General features: G+C 68.5%; 13 protein-coding genes and 1 pseudogene. 6 read left to right on the forward strand and 8 right to left on the reverse strand.

Features of this window, described 5'->3' with window-relative positions:
• Positions 1-40: 40 nt before the first annotated feature.
• From LOKHON_RS00250 to LOKHON_RS00275, 6 genes are all read right to left on the reverse strand, one after another.
• Positions 41-1969, reverse strand: coding sequence for a beta-galactosidase (locus LOKHON_RS00250; RefSeq protein WP_036082195.1), 1929 nt, complete (start codon positions 1967-1969; stop codon positions 41-43).
• Positions 1970-1980: 11 nt separating this feature from the next.
• Positions 1981-4068: an alpha-galactosidase gene (locus LOKHON_RS00255; RefSeq protein WP_017929819.1), complete on the reverse strand. Its 2088-nt coding sequence runs from the start codon at positions 4066-4068 to the stop codon at positions 1981-1983.
• Positions 4065-4913 (reverse strand): carbohydrate ABC transporter permease, encoded by an 849-nt coding sequence (locus LOKHON_RS00260; RefSeq protein ID WP_017929820.1) that lies wholly within the window; start codon positions 4911-4913, stop codon positions 4065-4067. The genes LOKHON_RS00255 and LOKHON_RS00260 overlap by 4 nt, the downstream gene beginning before the upstream one ends.
• A 1-nt stretch (position 4914) precedes the next feature.
• Positions 4915-5280 carry an MmcQ/YjbR family DNA-binding protein gene (locus LOKHON_RS00265; RefSeq protein WP_017929821.1) on the reverse strand — a complete coding sequence of 122 codons (366 nt, stop codon included), beginning with the start codon at positions 5278-5280 and terminating at the stop codon, positions 4915-4917.
• Positions 5277-6215 (reverse strand): carbohydrate ABC transporter permease, encoded by a 939-nt coding sequence (locus LOKHON_RS00270; protein ID WP_017929822.1) that lies wholly within the window; start codon positions 6213-6215, stop codon positions 5277-5279. The genes LOKHON_RS00265 and LOKHON_RS00270 overlap by 4 nt, the downstream gene beginning before the upstream one ends.
• 77 nt (positions 6216-6292) lie before the next feature.
• Entirely contained in the window at positions 6293-7558 is a 1266-nt protein-coding gene (locus LOKHON_RS00275) for an ABC transporter substrate-binding protein (RefSeq protein ID WP_017929823.1), read from the reverse strand.
• Positions 7559-7730: 172 nt separating this feature from the next.
• Between LOKHON_RS00275 and LOKHON_RS00280 the strand changes: the two genes are divergently transcribed.
• From LOKHON_RS00280 to uraH, 4 genes are all read left to right on the forward strand, one after another.
• Positions 7731-8594 carry an IclR family transcriptional regulator gene (locus LOKHON_RS00280; RefSeq protein WP_017929824.1) on the forward strand — a complete coding sequence of 288 codons (864 nt, stop codon included), beginning with the start codon at positions 7731-7733 and terminating at the stop codon, positions 8592-8594.
• Complete coding sequence (locus LOKHON_RS00285; protein ID WP_017929825.1) at positions 8587-9648, forward strand: ABC transporter ATP-binding protein; 1062 nt, start codon at positions 8587-8589, stop codon at positions 9646-9648. Before LOKHON_RS00280 ends, LOKHON_RS00285 begins: the two co-directional genes overlap by 8 nt.
• 81 nt (positions 9649-9729) lie before the next feature.
• Complete coding sequence (ggt, locus tag LOKHON_RS00290) at positions 9730-11514, forward strand: gamma-glutamyltransferase (RefSeq protein ID WP_017929826.1); 1785 nt, start codon at positions 9730-9732, stop codon at positions 11512-11514.
• Positions 11515-11638: 124 nt separating this feature from the next.
• Positions 11639-11992 carry a hydroxyisourate hydrolase gene (gene uraH, locus LOKHON_RS00295; protein WP_017929827.1) on the forward strand — a complete coding sequence of 118 codons (354 nt, stop codon included), beginning with the start codon at positions 11639-11641 and terminating at the stop codon, positions 11990-11992.
• A gap of 37 nt (positions 11993-12029) precedes the next feature.
• Here the strand turns inward: uraH and LOKHON_RS00300 are convergent, their stop codons facing one another.
• Both LOKHON_RS00300 and puuE read right to left on the reverse strand, forming a co-directional pair.
• Positions 12030-12518 (reverse strand): ureidoglycolate lyase, encoded by a 489-nt coding sequence (locus LOKHON_RS00300; RefSeq protein WP_017929828.1) that lies wholly within the window; start codon positions 12516-12518, stop codon positions 12030-12032.
• Complete coding sequence (puuE, locus tag LOKHON_RS00305) at positions 12515-13948, reverse strand: allantoinase PuuE (protein WP_017929829.1); 1434 nt, start codon at positions 13946-13948, stop codon at positions 12515-12517. Before puuE ends, LOKHON_RS00300 begins: the two co-directional genes overlap by 4 nt.
• Positions 13949-14186: 238 nt before the next feature.
• On the opposite strand from puuE, the gene LOKHON_RS00310 reads away from it, so the two are divergent.
• Both LOKHON_RS00310 and LOKHON_RS00315 read left to right on the forward strand, forming a co-directional pair.
• A complete protein-coding gene (locus LOKHON_RS00310; protein WP_017929830.1) occupies positions 14187-15017 on the forward strand; it encodes a bifunctional allantoicase/(S)-ureidoglycine aminohydrolase in 831 nt (276 codons plus the stop codon).
• 128 nt (positions 15018-15145) lie between these two features.
• Positions 15146-16400: pseudogene (locus LOKHON_RS00315) on the forward strand (sarcosine oxidase subunit beta family protein).
• Positions 16401-16406: the final 6 nt, after the last annotated feature.

Here is a 16406-nt window from a genome sequence, read left to right on the forward strand (position 1 = left end):
ATCGCCCGCGACATCCGCCCCCCCCGGGGACCGGATCCGTTCAGAGCAGTTCGCGCGTGACCGAGATCGGCGGCAGGTCGCGGCCCGCCACCCGCACCGCCCGTTCGGTGTGGTTGAACCAGAACCGCTCCGTGCCGGTGTCGCGGCGGCGGATGCCGTCGGGCAGCTCGACCGTGTCGAGACCGGCGCGCGCGCAGAGCCCCGCGATGATCCGCCGCGCCGCGACCGGGTCGGGCCAGCCGCCCAGATAGCTCACCCGGCCCGCGCGCATCAGCGCCGGGGCGCCGGTGGCGGTGCGCTCGACCACCTTGGCGCCGCCGTCGAGCGTTTCGCAGTAGCCGGTGAAGGCGCCGCCCTGATCGAGCGGGGCGGGGCAGTCGGGGCGCAGGCTCTCTATATGGGCGATCGTGACGTCGAGGCCGGGAAAATCAGGCGGCAGCGGCACAGGGATCGAAAACTCGCCGTCGCGGGCGCCGCTGCGCGGGCCGATCAGCACCTCCGCCTCGGCAGGGGCGAGCGCGGATTTCAGATCGCCCGGCATGTGCATCAGGCCGGGTGCTGCGATCAGCCGGTAGCCGGTGAAATCGCGGGTCGTCGCGGGCAGGATGTCGACCGACAGGCCAAGCCCGCGCATCGCCTTGTAGAGATCGAGCACGAGGCCGAAATAGCTCAGCCCCGCCCCGTGCGGCTGCACCGCCCATGCGGCGTCGGCGTCATAGTCGAAGATCAGCGCCACCTCGGCGGATTTGGCCGAGACGGCGGGGGCCTGCGCGATTTCGCGCGCGACCTGTGCCGCCTCTTCCAGCCCCGGCGCGGGCTGGCTGTCGGGGCGCAGAAGGCCTGCGTGAAGCTGTTCCTGCGCGAAGGGGGCCTGCCGCCAGCGGAAGTAGCTGACGCATTCGGCGCCGTGGGCAAAGGCCTCCCAGCTCCACAGCCGGACCATGCCGGGCAGGGGCGCGGGGTTGTGCGGGGCCCAGTTCACGGGGCCGGGCTGCTGCTCCATCACCCACATCCGGCCCCGGCCCACGGCGCGGTAGAGGTCGTGGTGGAAGGCCTGGAAATCGGGGTCGCCCTGGCGGGCGAAGGCGCGCTGCTGATCGGGGGTGGCGCCGGCGCGGTCTTCGAGAAAGCCCAAGGGGTAGCTGTCCCACGAGGCGAAATCGAGGTCACGGCCAACGGCGAAATGGTCGAAATCGGTGATCCGGCCCATGTAGTTGTGGGTGATCGGCGCGGTGGAGCGGGCGCGGATGATGTCCGCCTGACGGCGGTTGAAGGCCACGACCTGATCCGAGGAAAACCGCCGGAAGGCCAGCGCATGGGCCGGGTTGGGTTCGGTCACGGTGAGGTTGGGCAGGTCGATCTCGTCGAAATCGCGGTATTCCATCGACCAGAACACGTTGCCCCACGCGGCGTTGAGCGCGTCGATATCGCCGTCATTGCCAGTCCCGGGATAGCGGGCGCGCAGCCAGCGGCGAAACGCGGCGCGGGCGGCGTCGGAGTAGGAGATGGTGGTGTCGTGGCAGCCATATTCATTGTCGGTCTGCCAGGCCGCCACGTGGTCGTTGCGCCCGTAGCGGTCGGCCAGAAGCGTGACGATCCGGTCGCTTTCGGCGGCATAGCCCGCGTGGGAAAAGCAGTAATGGCGGCGCGAGCCGAACTTGCGCGGATGGCCGGTGGCGTCGACGGCGAGCATGTCGGGATGGCGGTCGAGCATCCAGCGCGGCGGCGTGGCGGTCGGGGTGCCGAGCACGATCCGAAGCCCGGCGTCGCCCAGGGTCCAGATCGCTTCGTCGAGCCAGTCGAAACGGAGATCACCGGGGGTGGGTTCGAGCTTCGACCACGCGAATTCGCCGATCCGCACCCATGTCAGCCCGGTCTCGGCCATGCGGCGGGCATCCTCGGCCCACAGGCTGCGCGGCCAGTGTTCGGGGTAGTAGCAGCAGCCAAGGCTGCGGGTCGGCTCGGTCATGGCGGTGTCCGTCAAAGGCGGGTGCCCTCAAGCACCCATATGGTGTCGGGGAAGGCGCAGGGAAGGTGCAGCCCGTGGCCCATCAGATAGGCGCCGGGCAGGTCGACGGGGCCGTGTTTGAGCGCGGCGGGGCCGCGCGACAGCACGCCCAGATCCTCGGCATTGACCAGCTCGACCCGGTAGGTCGCGTTGGGATCGAGACCGGTGAGGCGGAGCGGGCGCGGCAGGATCTGTGACGAGGTGCCGCCATAGCCCGCGAAGAGGGCGAAGCGCGCGCCGTCGCGCGCCATCTGCTGCTCGGCGATGACCTGGCTGTCGGCGCTGTCGAGCCGGTGGATGTCGGCGCGCATGGTCCAGTCGCGGTTGGATTTCCACCAGGCGGTGGCGCGGGTGAGCACCTGCGCCTCTTCCTCGGACAGCTCGCGCGGGTCCATCTCGAAGCCCATGTGCCGCTGTGCGGCGACCCAAGCGCGCAGGCGGATGTCATGCACCCGCCCCGAGGTGTGGCAATGGCGCGGGCCGACATGGCTGCCGGTGATGGCCGCCGGAAGGAACAGCGCCGCCTCGTGCTGCATGCGCAGCCGCTCGGCGGCGTCGTTGCTGTCCGACAGCCAGACCCGGTGGGTGCGCGACAGGATGCCCGCGTCGATCCGGCCGCCGCCCGAGGCGCAGCTTTCGATCTCGACCTGCGGGTGGGCGGCGCGCAGCCGGTCAAGAAGGGCATAGATGCCGCGCGTCTGGGCGGCATCGGCATAGGGGAGCAGGCGGTTGTGGTCCCATTTGATATAGTCGATCGCGTGGTCGCGCAGCACCGCGCCGATCCGGTCGAACAGGTAATCGCGCACGGCTTCGTTGGTCAGATCGAGAACGAGCTGCTGGCGGCCCTCGATCTGGTCGGTGGGGCCCATCGCCCAGTCGGGATGGGCGCGGAAGGTGTCGCTGTCGGCGTTGATCATCTCCGGCTCGAACCAGATGCCGAAGGTCATGTTCAGGTCGTGGACGTGGTCGATCAGCGGGCCGAGCCCTTTGGGATACTTGCGGTCGTCGATCCACCAGTCGCCCAGAGAGGTGGTGTCGTCGTCGCGCCTGCCGAACCAGCCATCGTCGAGCACGAAGCGTTCGGCCCCGAGCGCGCCGGCGCGGGTGGCGATCTGTTTCAGCGTCTCGACATCGTGGTCGAAATAGATCGCCTCCCAGCAATTGTAATGCACCGGGCGCGGGCGGTCGGGGTCGGGCCATCGCACGATGCGGTCGCGGATGTGGCGTTGAAACGCGATGGCGCAGCCGTTGAGACCAGCGCCCGAGAATGTCGCCAGAAGCGGCCCGGTCGCGGCGCGGGTGACGGGGGCGAGCTCGGTGGCCGTGGCGTGGCCGAACTGGATCTGGCGGCGGCCATCGGGCAGCTCCTCGGCCAGCATGCGGTGCCCGCCGGACCAGCCGTAATGCAGCGCCCACGCCTCGCCGGTGGTGTTGGTCGCGCCGCGCCCCGGCACGATCAGCCCGGGGAAATGTTCGTGTCCCGACCGGCCCGTGCGGCTCTCGCGCAGGCGGATGCCGGAGGACCACGGCGTGCGCTGCGGGCGGAATTCACCGATCCAGCGGCCCGCCATGTCGATCATCTCGTCCGACAGCTGCGGGCCGGGCAGCACCGGGGCGGCGAGCCAATCGACGATGATGGGCGTCTCGCTTTCGATCTCGGCGGAGAGGGTGAGGACATGGGTGTCGGGGTCGATGGCAAGGCGCGCGGTGTAGGTGAGGCCGAGGTCTTCATCGGCGCAGTGCAGGTCGAGCCGGTCGCGATCGGTCTCGGCCCGTGCGAGCCGCAGCCGGGGGCGGAGCACCCGGCCGTCTGCATCGCGCAAGGCAAGCCCCGGCTGGCCGGGAAAGCTGCGATCGGCCTCGGGGCAGATCGACAGCGGCGGGTTGGCGTCGAGCATGCCGCCGGTGCGGTCCATGGCGTGGGCGCGGGCGATGGTTTCGAGATCGCAGCCCTTGGGCAGCGGCGCGCCCCAATAGACCACCTCGGGGAGGCGGGCATCGGCGCTGGCCAGAACGAGGGTCTGGGTGAAGCTGTCGAGGCGCCAGTGGTCGGTGGTCATTTCACGGCTCCCAGCGTCAGCCCGGCGATGAAGTGGCGCTGCATCAGGAAGAACATCGCCACGGGCGGCAGGGCGGCGACGATGCTGCCCGCGCTCATCAGGTGATAGGCGGCGCGGTACTGCGCGTTGAACGAGGTGATCCCGGCGGTGACCGGCTGGCTTTCGGCGCCCTGGGTCAGCACCACGGCCCAGAAGTAATCGTTCCAGATGAAGGTGAAGATCAGCACCGCCAGCGCCGCGATGGCGGGCTTCATCAGGGGCAGCACCACGAACCAGAAGATCCGCCATTCGGCCACGCCCTCGACGCGCGCCGCCTCGATCAGCTCGAAGGGCAGGGCGCGGATGAAGTTGCGCATGAACAGCGTGCAAAAGCCGGTCTGGAAGGCGACGTGGAACAGCACCAGCCCGGTCTTGGTGTTGTAGAGCCCGAGATCGAGCGTCAGGTCGCGCACCGGGACCATCAGGATCTGGAAGGGGACGAAATTGCCCGCGACGAACAGGAAGAAGATCCACAGGTTGGCGCGGAATTTATACACGCCGAGCGCAAAGCCGGTCATGCAGGACAGCGCGACGGCGCCGATCACCGTCGGCACGGTGATGAAGACCGAGTTCAGCAGATAGCGCGGCATGTCGCTTTCGAAGAAGACCTTCGAATAGTTGGCGACGCCCTCGAAGGAGGAGGGCCAGCCCCAGTAATTGGCGTTGGCGAAATCGGCGTCGGGGCGGATCGAGAAGATCGCCACCGCGATCAGCGGCAAAAGCCACAGGATCAGCGCGACGGGGATCAGCGACTGGTAGGCGATCTGCGCGCCGCGCGGCTGTTTTTCGATCGGGGTCGGGAACATCTCAGCTCTCCTCCAGGGGCGGCAGGTCCGACTGCGCCTTTTTCGTCAGGCCCGCGCGGACCCGGGCGTAGCTGACGGCGATGCGGTGGCGGGCCTCGTCCACATCGAGCCCGTCCAGCGTCAGCCCGACCCATGCGCCGCGGAAATAGGGCGGCCAATGCGCGGCCCCGGCCTCGACCAGCATTTCGGCGGTTTCGCGGTCGGGCGTGGCGACGACCACGGTCGCGGTGTTGGTGTCGCGATGCGCGTAATCGCCCCAGCAGGCGAACATCTTGCCGCCGACCTTCCACGAGTCGAGCTCGCCCGGGCCCGACCGGGTGGCGCCGGGCCGGGTCGCGCAGAGCGCGTCGAACTGCTCGCGGGTCATCGGCCGCGCTCCTCGCGGTACATCGACCACAGGAAATAGGTGATGAAGCACAGCATGATCAGGAACAGCACCACCGCGATCGCCGCGCCATATCCCATGCGGAAGCCGTATTCCGACAGCGCCACCTCGAACATGTAGAAGCTGAGCACCCGGCTTTCGCCGAACGGGCCGCCCGCGGTCATGATCGAGATGAGGTCGAAGCTGCGCAGCGCGCCGATGATGGTGACGACGAAGGCGATGAAGGTGGCGGGGCGCAGCTGCGGCAGGATGATGTGCCACAGCATGCGAAAGCCCTTGGCGTTGTCGAGGCGGCCCGCCTCGATCTGCTCGGGGTCCACGGCGTTGAGGCCGGTGAGATAGAGGATCATGCAATAGGCGGTCTGCGGCCAGAGCCCGGCGGCGATGATGCCGTAGGTCACCCAGCGCTCGTCGCCCAGCACGTTGATCGGCCCCGCGCCGAACCAGCCCAGCATGACGTTCAACAGCCCGAAGGACGGATCGTAGAACCAGCTGAAGACGAGGCCGACGACGACCTGTGAGATCACGAAGGGAAAGAAGAACAGCGATTTGTAGATGCGGATGCCGGTGACGGTCTGGTTCAGGAACAGCGCGATGGCGAGACCCATGGGGATCGCCAGCAGGTAGAGCACCAGCCAGATCAGGTTGTTGCGCAGCGAGGTGTAGAACGCGTCGTCGTAATACATTTCCTCGTAATTGCGCAGGCCGACATATTCGGCGGCCCCGAGCCCGTCCCAGTCGTAAAGAGAGACGTTGAAGCTCTGGAACACCGGGATCAGCACGTAGACCGCGAAGAACAGGATGCCGGGGGCGAGAAACAGCCAGGGCGTGATCGCGATCTGGTTGCGGCCCCACCACGAGCGGCGGGCCGGGCCCGGTGCGGGGCGGGGCGCGGTGGACGGCGGAAGCGGGGCCATGGCTGCACCTCTGGCGAAAGGGAATATGGGGGCCGGGGGCGGGCTTGCCGCCCCCGGCGATCGGGCGTGCCTTCGGATCAGTAGATCCGCTGGCGCGCGCGCTCGAGTCGGTCGAGGATCCGGTCGAGATTGTCGGGCTTGACCATGAACTCCTGGAAGCCCTCCATCGCGACCTTGGCCATCTCGGCGGGCGCGTCGCGGTCGAAGAACTGCGCGACGCCGCCGGGGCTGTTCGAGGACAGCGTCTCGAAGCCCTCCTTCAGGAATTCGTCGTCATCGACCGAGGAGTTGGCGTTGACCGGCAGCTGGCCGAGCCCGTCGCCGGCATTGATCAGCGTCTGGTTCTCGGCCGAGGTGACGAATTTCAGGAACGCCTTGGCGGCCTCCTTGTTCTCGGCACCCGACGGGATGTGGAAGGTGTCGGTCGGCGCGTCCTCGGCCAGCGCCACGTCGGGGTTGATCGCCGGGAACTGCGCATAGCCGAGCTGGTCGTCCGTGAGCCCCGCCTCGCGCAGCGGCGCGACGGCGAAGTTGCCCATCAGATAGGCCGCGGCCTCGCCATTCACCATGAAGGGCAGCGCCTCCTGCCAGCTATAGGCGGTGTGGTTGTCGATGAAGGCGCCCATCTCGATCAGCTCCGCCCAGTTGGCGAAGGTCTGTTTCACCCGGTCGTCGGTCCATTCGACCTCACCGGCGGTGAGCGCCATGTGGAAATCGTAGCCATTGGTGCGCATGTTGAGGTAGTCGAACCAGCCGGCGGCGGTCCACAGGAACTTGGTGCCGATGGTGAAGCACTTGATGCCGTTGTCCAGAAGCGTCTGGCAGTTCGACTTGAGCTGGTCCCAGTCCTGCGGCTCTTCGAGCCCGTGCTCGGCGTAGATGTCCTCGCGGTAGTAGATGCCCCACTGGTAATAGGTATAGGGCACGCCCCACTGCTTGCCGTCGAGCGTCATCGCGCCCTTGGTCGAGGCCAGCTGCTCGGACATGTCCCCCTCCCAGAGGTCCGAGACGTCCTCGAACAGACCGGCGTCCACATAGGGCGCCATGCGGTTGCCCGCGTACCAGTTCGCCACGTCCGGCGGGTTGGCGGTCAGGAAGTTGCGGATCTGCGTCTTGTAGGCTTCGCGGTCGATCACCGTCAGCTCGATGTTCAGATCCGGGTGCATCTCGCCGAAGCGGTCGATCATCCCCTCCATCACCGCGCGGGGCGCGGGGTTGGACATGTCCGAAAAGATCTTGAGATCGCCCGTGAGCGCCATCTCGTGGCTCTCGGCGAGTGCGCCGGTCGACAGAAGTGTCGACATGGCCAGCGCGGCAAGCGCGGCCCGGTGGTGAATAGCCATGGTCTCCTCCCCATTTGCTTTGCGCCACCAGTCTCATTATTTGAGAACAGGTTTTGCATATTGAAATGATACGCCGACCGGGCCTATGCTTGTCAACAGCCCTGACGCGGCGTCGCCTTTCGTCGGGGAAACCGGGGCCGCCACGGGACGCGGCACAGCGGGGGAGAGACGGATGACGGCGCAGCAGCACGACGCGCAGGGCGAATCCCGGACCGCTTCGCAGGCGGGGATGCAGGCCGGCGACGGCACCATCGGCAAGGCGGTGACGGTGCTCGACCTGGTGGCCGGGTTCGAACGGCCGGTGCGCTTCAACGAGCTGCGCGCGCGTTCGGATTACCCCAAGGCGACGCTGTACCGGTTGCTCCAGACGCTCACCAACCAGGGGCTTCTGGCGCATGATTCCGAGCGGCAGACCTATGCGCCGGGGCTGCGGCTGATGCGGCTGGCGCATGCGGCGTGGCAGCAATCCTCTCTGGCGCCGGTGGCGCGGCCGCATCTGGCGCGGCTGGCGGCGCGGGCGCAGGAGACGGTGCATCTGGCGCAGCTCGACGCGGGGCAGGTGCTTTACGTCGACAAACGCGTGCCGTCGCAGCCGATCGAGATGTTCAGTCAGGCCGGCAAGGTCGGCCCGGCGCATTGCACCGGCGTCGGCAAGGCGATGCTGGCCTTTCTGGAGCCCGCCGCGCTCGACCGGACGGTGGCGCTGCAAAGCTTCTACCGGTTCACGCCGCAGACGATCACCGAGGCCGACGCGCTGCGCGCCGAGCTGGCCGCGATCCGCGCGGCGGGTTTCGCCTTTGACCGCGAGGAGCACGAGCCGGGCATCATCTGCGTGGCGGTGCCGATCCTGACGGCGCGCGACCGGGTGATCGGCGCGCTGTCGGTCACATCGGTCACGGCGCGCAAGACGTTGAACGACCTGGAGGCGATGGTGCCGCTGCTGCGGGAGGCGGCGGCGCATATTTCAAGGGACATGGAGGCGTGGCGCTTCCCCGACGAGGGGCAGGCCCGCGACAAGGGAGAGAGAAATGTCTGACGTCACGCTGCGCAAGCTGGTCAAGCGCTATGGCGAGGTGGAGGTGATCCACGGGGTCGATCTCGACATCGCGGATGGCGAATTCGTGGTCTTCGTCGGCCCGTCGGGCTGCGGCAAGTCGACATTGCTGCGGATGATCGCCGGTCTGGAGGAGACCACCGACGGGCAGATCCATATCGGCGAACACGACGTGACCCGCGCCGACCCGGCGGATCGCGGCGTGGCGATGGTGTTTCAGACCTATGCGCTCTACCCGCACATGTCGGTCGAGGAAAACATGGGCTTCGGGCTGAAGATGACCGGCCACGCCAAGGCCGAGATCAAGGAAAAGGTCCGCGAGGCGAGCCGCATCCTCAAGCTCGACGATTACCTCAAGCGCAAGCCCAAGGCGCTGTCGGGCGGGCAGCGCCAGCGGGTCGCCATCGGCCGGGCCATCGTGCGCGGCCCGGAGGTGTTCCTGTTCGACGAACCCTTGTCGAACCTCGACGCCGAGTTGCGGGTCGACATGCGGGTGGAGATCGCGCGGCTGCACAAGGAGATCGGCGCGACGATGATCTACGTCACCCATGACCAGGTCGAGGCGATGACGCTGGCTGACAAGATCGTGGTGCTGCGGGCGGGACATATCGAGCAGGTCGGCGCGCCGATGGATCTCTATCGCGACCCCGACAACCGTTTCGTCGCGGGCTTCATCGGCTCTCCGGCGATGAATTTCGTCGGCGGATCGGTGGCCGAGGGCGGCGTGCTGGCGCCGGGGCTCGGGGCGCAGACGCTGGCCGTGCCCGCGACGCTGCCCGGCGCGGGGACGGAGGTGATCGTCGGCGTGCGTCCGCAGCATCTCAGCCTGGCCGAAGGCGACAGCCACGCGGTCGATCTGGTGGAGCGGTTGGGCGGCGTGTCCTATGCCTATCTCGTGGCGGGGACCGGCGACCGGCTGGTGGTCGAGCTCGACGAGGACGAGGCGGCGCCGCGTCCGGGCGAACGGGTCGGGCTCGGCGTCGCGCCGGAGCGGGCGATGCTGTTCGACGCGCAGACCGAGGCCCGGCTGCGCTGAACGGTCTGCGCTGAGCCGGTGGGGGTTGCCCCTAGGGCAGGCGGTGCGCTTAATGGCTGCAACTCGTAGAGGAGCAGACCGATGAGACACGCCGTGATCCCGATGCTGCTGCTGGCCGCAGGGCCCGCCGCCGCGCAGCAGGCCGCCGATGCCGTCACGACCGAAGGCACATCGACCGGCGAAATCGTCGGGCTGTCCGAGGCGGCGCGCGCCGCGATGCAGGCCAAACAGGCGGGCCAGCCGGTCGAGGCGCAGGACTGGATGGTCGCCGCCGCCAACCCGCTCGCGGTCGAGGCCGGGGCCGAGGTGCTGCGCAATGGCGGCTCGGCCGCCGATGCGATGGTGGCGGTGCAGGCGGTGCTCGGGCTGGTGGAGCCGCAAAGCTCGGGGCTTGGCGGCGGCGCGTTTCTCGTCTGGTACGACGCGGAGAGCGGCGAGCTGACCACGCTTGACGGGCGCGAAACCGCGCCGCTGGCGGCGACGCCGACGCTGTTTCAGGACGAGGCGGGCGAACCGCTGGAGTTCTTCGACGCGGTGGTCGGCGGGCTGTCGGTCGGCACGCCGGGCACGCCGCGGCTTTTGGAGGCGGCGCATGGCAAATGGGGCAAATCCGACTGGTCGGGGCTGTTCGACGCGGCCATCGCCCATGCCGAGGACGGCTTTGCCGTGTCGCCGCGGCTGGCGACGCTGGTGGCCGATGACGCCGAGCGGTTGCAGAGATTCGACGCGACGGCGGAATATTTCTTTCCCGGCGGCACCGCGATCGCCGCGGGCGACAGGCTGACCAACCCCGATTACGCCGAAGTGCTGCGCGCCATCGCCGAAACCGGCGCGGATGCGTTCTATGAAGGCGGCATCGCCGCCGACATCGTGGCGACGGTGCAGGGCGCGGCGGGCAATCCCGGCGTGCTGTCCGAGCGCGATCTTGAAATCTACGACGTGGTGGAGCGCGAGGCGGTCTGCGCCGAGTACCGCGATTTCGAGGTCTGCGGCATGGGGCCGCCATCGTCGGGGGCGCTGACCGTGGGGCAGATCCTCGGGATGCTGGAGACCTATGACATCGGCGGCATGGGGCCCGAGAGCGCCGAGGCGTGGCGGCTGATCGGCGATGCCTCGCGGCTCGCCTTCGCGGATCGGGGCCGCTACATGGCCGACAGCGATTACGTGCCGATGCCGACCCAAGGTCTCGTCGATCCGGCCTATCTCGCCGAGCGGGCGGCGCTCTTGTCGGGCGACGACGCGCTGCCCGAGGTGGCGCCGGGAAGCCCCGAATGGCAGCACGCGATGCTCTGGGGCGACGACCAGTCGATCGAGCTGCCATCGACCAGCCACATCTCCATCGTCGACGGCGATGGCAACGCGCTGTCGATGACCACGACGATCGAGAACGGCTTCGGTTCGCGGCTGTTCGTGCGGGGGTTCTTGCTCAACAACGAGCTGACCGATTTCAGCTTTGCCACGCATGACGAGGGCCGGCCCATCGCCAACCGGGTCGAACCGGGCAAGCGGCCGCGCTCCTCGATGGCGCCGACCATCGTGATGCAGGGCGATGCGCCGGTGCTGGTCGTCGGTTCGCCCGGCGGCAGCCGGATCATCGGCTATGTCGCGCAGGCCATCGTCAACTGGGCCGATTGGGGCATGGACGTGCAGCAAGCACTCGCCGCGCCGCATCTGGTGAACCGGTTCGGCACCTTCGACCTGGAGGCCGGGACGCAGGCCGAGGCGCTGGAGGCGCCGCTCAAGGAGATCGGCTTCGAGACCAATATCCGCGACCTGACCTCGGGGCTGCACGCGATCGAGATCGGCGAAGGGGGTCTTATGGGCGGGGCCGATCCGCGCCGCGAGGGGATCGCGCTCGGCGGGTGAGGCCGGGGGTGCGCCGGTGGGGCCGATCCGCAGGGATAAGTTGAAACACCCTCGGCGCGGCGGGTGGTTTTCGCCGCCCGGCGCGCCGCGCTAGTCTGGCGGCGCAATTCAAGGAGCGACCGCGATGCCCGGATTTCTGACCACCCATGTTCTCGACACCGCGCGCGGCTGCCCCGCCGCCGGGATGCGGATCACCCTTGCCCGGATCGAGGGCGACACCCGGCGCGTCATCAAGGAGACGGTCACCAATGCCGACGGGCGCACCGACGCGCCGATCCTGCCCGAGGCGGAGTTCGAAACCGGCACCTTTGAGCTGGTCTTCGCGGTGGGCGATTACCTCGATGCCTGCGGCGTGGCACCCGAAAGCCCGCGCTTTCTCGACGAAGTGCCGCTGCGCTTCGGCATGTCGCAGGACGACCACTACCACGTGCCGCTTCTGGTCTCGCCCTTCGGCTATTCGACCTATCGCGGCAGCTGAGACGGGGATGGGGCCGGGTGGACCGGCCCCGCGTGTTTTAGCCGGTCACGGTCCACGGCGCGTCGAACCAGTGCTCTTCGAGATTGGCGGTCTCGCCGATCCGGTCGATCACCGCGAAGAGGCCCGGGGCTTCGAGCGGGGTCAGCACGCCGTGCCATGTGCCGCGCAGCAGGTTGATGCCCTGGCCCGGCGTGGTGACGAAGGCGCGCGGCTGGCCCGGCGCGCCGCCCGCGTCGGGGGCGACGATGACGAGGAACGACGCCAAGCTCATCGGCACGAAGGCCTGTGAGCCCTCGGGGTGCCGCTCGACCATCTCCAAGCTGTAGGGCAGGGCGCGGGGCTTCGCGTCGAAGACGCTGATCCCGGCCCGTCCGCCATCCCCGAAATCGAGCCGGGCGAGGTCGTGATGCCGCCCGCAGAGGCCTTGGTTGATGAGCTTGTCGGGTGCGCCCGCGGCCTCGATCACGTCGCCGAAGGGGGCGAAGGCGTCGCGGGTCAGCGGCTCGGTGCGGATCTCGCGGCTCATGACCGGTCCCGGCCTCCGGCCGGAGGGAGCACCGCCTTCAGCCGGTGCAGCGCGATGCGTTCGACCTGTCGGCAGGCCTCGGCAAATTCGGTGTCGCGGTCGCTGTCCACGCGCGCCTCGAAGGTCGAAAGGATGCCCGCCTTGTCGTGGTCGCGCACGGCGATGATGAAGGGAAAGCCGAATTTCGCGACATAGGCGTCGTTGAGTTCGGTAAAGCGCGCGCGTTCCGCATCGGTGAGCGCGTCGAGACCGGCGCTGGCCTGTTCGGCGGTGCTCTCGGCGGTCAGCCGCTTGGCCGCCGCCAGCTTGCCCGCGAGATCGGGGTGCGCGGTGAGCACGCCGAGCCGCTCGTCCGGCGTGGCCGAGCGGAAGGCGCGGGCGAGCGCGTTGTGCAGCCCTGTCGCCGTGTCATGGGCGGGCCCGAGTTCGAGGTCATGCGCGCGCTCGGCGATCCATGCCGAATGCTCGAAGATGCCGCCGAAGCGGGAGACGAAGGTGTCGCGCTCCATCTCCGAGGGGCGTTCGCGCGCCACCGGCGGGTGGGTCGCGGCCCAGTGCTCGGCGATCTGGAGCCGCGTGGCGAACCAAACGCCTTCGTGGCGGCGGACGTAATCGAGAAAGCGTTTGAGCGCCTGCGCCCGTCCGGGCCGCCCGACGAGCCGGCAATGCAGGCCGATCGACATCATTTTCGGTGCGCCCTCGACGCCCTCTTCGTAGAGGCAGTCGAAGCTGTCCTTGAGATAGGCGAAGAACTGGTCGCCCGAGTTGAAGCCCTGCGGCGTGGCGAAGCGCATGTCGTTGGCGTCGAGCGTGTAGGGCACGATGAGCTGGTCCCGATCCCCGAAGCGCGACCAGTAGGGCAGGTCGTCGGCATAGGTGTCGGCGGCATAGGCGAAGCTGCCCTGCTCGGCCACGAGCCGGACGGTGTTGTCGGACGACCGGCCCGTGTACCAGCCGCGCGGGGCCTCGCCCACCACCTCGGTGTGCAGGCGGATCGCCTCCTCCATGTCGGCGCGCTCATGCGCCTCGTCGGCGTCCTTGTACTCGATCCATTTCAGGCCGTGAGATGCGATCTCCCAGTCCGCGTCTTTCATCGCCGCGACCTGTTCGGGGCTGCGCGCCAGCGCGGTGGCGACGCCGTAGACGGTGACGGGCAGATCCCTGAGCATCCGGTGCAGCCGCCAGAACCCGGCACGGGCGCCGTATTCGTAGATCGATTCCATGTTCCAGTGGCGCTGCCCCGGCCACTGGGCGGCGCCGACGATCTCGGACAGGAACGCCTCGGAGCCCGCATCGCCGTGCAGCACGTTGTTTTCGCCGCCCTCTTCGTAATTGAGCACGATCTGCAGCGCGATCTTCGCGCCGCCGGGCCATTTCGGGTCGGGGGTCTCGGCGCCGTGGCCGATCATGTCGCGGGGATAGCGGTTCAAGTCGGGGTCTCCTTTGCTTGGGCGCAGCCTATCGCAGCGGCGCGGCGCGGATCATGCCAAATTATTTGAAGCTCCATCAGGCCGGACCGGGAAGGGCAAGGGCCATGCACATCCGGGGCGGGCATTATCAAGCGCAGGCTGAAATACCTTGTCGCTGCCGGGGCCAAGACGGGCGGGGCGATCCGTGGAACACTGCGCCCCAGCCCGCCCAGAAGGACAACCCCCGGAAGGACACCCCATGACCCGAGCCCGCTACCACGCCCAGAAGGGCGGCCATCCCGACCAGACCGAGCTGATGACCGGGCGCGCGGTCTTCACCGAAGCCTATGCCGTGCTGCCCGCCGGCACGATGCGCGACATCACCACGAGCTTTCTGCCGTTCTGGGAGGGGACGCGGCTTTGGGTGATCGCGCGGCCCATGACCGGCTTTGCCGAGACGTTTTCGCAATACCTGATGGAGGTCGGGCCGGGCGGCGGTTCGGAGCGCGGCGAGACCGAGCCGGGCGTCGAAGGCGTGATCTTCGTGGTGGAGGGCGGGGTCGATCTGCGGATCGAGGGCGAAACCCATGCGCTGGCCGAGGGCGGCTTTGCCTACCTGCCCGCCGATTGCCGCTGGTCGCTGCGCAATGCGGGCGAGGGGGCGGCGCGGTTCCACTGGATCCGCAAGCTCTATGAGCCGGTCGAGGGGTTGGAGAAGCCCGATCCGGTCGTCACCTCGGATGCCGAAGCCGCGCCCACCGAGATGCCCGGCACAGAGGGCCGTTGGGCCACCACCCGCTTCGTCGACCCGGCGGACATGCGCCACGACATGCATGTCACCATCGTCACCTTCCAGCCCGGCGGGGTGATCCCGTTCGAGGAGACGCATGTGATGGAGCACGGGCTTTACGTGCTGGAGGGCAAGGCGGTCTACAAGCTCAACCGCGACTGGGTCGAGGTCGAGGCGGGCGATTTCATGTGGCTGCGCGCCTTCTGCCCGCAGGCCTGCTATGCGGGCGGGCCGGGGCCGTTCCGCTACCTGCTCTACAAGGACGTGAACCGGCATGCGGGGTTCCTGCCCCGGCGCTAGGCCCGCCGGGGCGGCGATGTCGCAAACGCCGCCCCGATGCGTCGCATCCATCCGCTCGGGCGGCGCGCGATCGTGGCACTTCGGGGGCGACGCCCTGCGCCCGACGCCCCCGCCCGAGGACCGCCCCGATGACCCGATACTCCGCCTTTGCCGTGGTGAAGAACGCGCTGACCGGCCACACCGGCTGGCGCGCGCAATGGCCCGATGCCGAACCCAAGAAGCAATACGACGTCATCATCGTCGGCGCCGGCGGGCATGGGCTGGGCGCGGCCTATTACCTTGCCCGCGAACACGGCATCACCAATGTCGCGGTGATCGACAAGGGCTGGCTGGGCGGCGGCAACACCGGGCGCAACACCACCATCATCCGCTCGAATTACCTCTATGACGAAAGCGCCAAGCTCTATGACCACGCGCTCGACCTGTGGGACGGGCTGTCACAGGAGCTGAACTACAACGTCATGTTCTCGCGCCGGGGCGTGATGATGCTGGCGCATAACGTGCATGACGTGCAGAGCTTCCAGCGCCACGTGCATTCGAACCGGCTCAACGGCGTCGACAACCGCTGGCTGACGCCGGAGGAAGCGAAGGCGTTCTGCCCGCCGCTCAATATCTCGAAGGACGCGCGCTACCCGGTGATGGGCGCGGCGTTGCAGATGCGCGCCGGGACCGCGCGGCACGACGCGGTGGCGTGGGGCTACGCGCGGGCGGCGGCGGCGATGGGCGTCGATATCATCCAGAATTGCCCCGTGATCGCGATAAGGCGCGGGCCGGACGGGGCGGTGACGGGGGTCGATACCGCCAAGGGCTTCATCGGCGCCAAGAAGGTCGCGGTGTCGGCGGCGGGACACACATCCGTGGTGATGCAGAGCGCCGATGTGCGGATGCCGCTCGAAAGCTTTCCGTTGCAGGCGCTGGTGTCGGAGCCGGTCAAGCCGGTGTTCCCCTGCGTGGTGATGTCGAACACGGTGCACGCCTATATCAGCCAGTCCGACAAGGGCGAGCTGGTGATCGGGTCGGGCACGGATCAATACACCAGCTATAGCCAGCGCGGCGGGCTGCCGCTGATCGAGCATACGGTCGCGGCGATCTGCGAGGTGTTCCCGATCTTCAACCGGATGCGGATGCTGCGCAAATGGGGCGGCACGGTGGACGTGACGCCGGATCGCTCGGCGATCATCGGCAAGACGCCGGTGAAGAACCTCTTCGTCAATTGCGGCTGGGGCACGCGGGGGCTTCAAGGCGACGCCCGGCGCGGCGCATGTGCTGGCGCACACGGTGGCGACGGGCGAGCCGCACGCGCTCAACGCGCCCTTCACGCTGGACCGCTTCCGCACGGGGCGGCTGATCGACGAGGCGGCGGCCGCCGCCGTCGCGCATTGAGGTAAG

It is taken from the genome of Limimaricola hongkongensis DSM 17492 (assembly GCF_000600975.2).
GTDB lineage: Bacteria > Pseudomonadota > Alphaproteobacteria > Rhodobacterales > Rhodobacteraceae > Limimaricola > Limimaricola hongkongensis.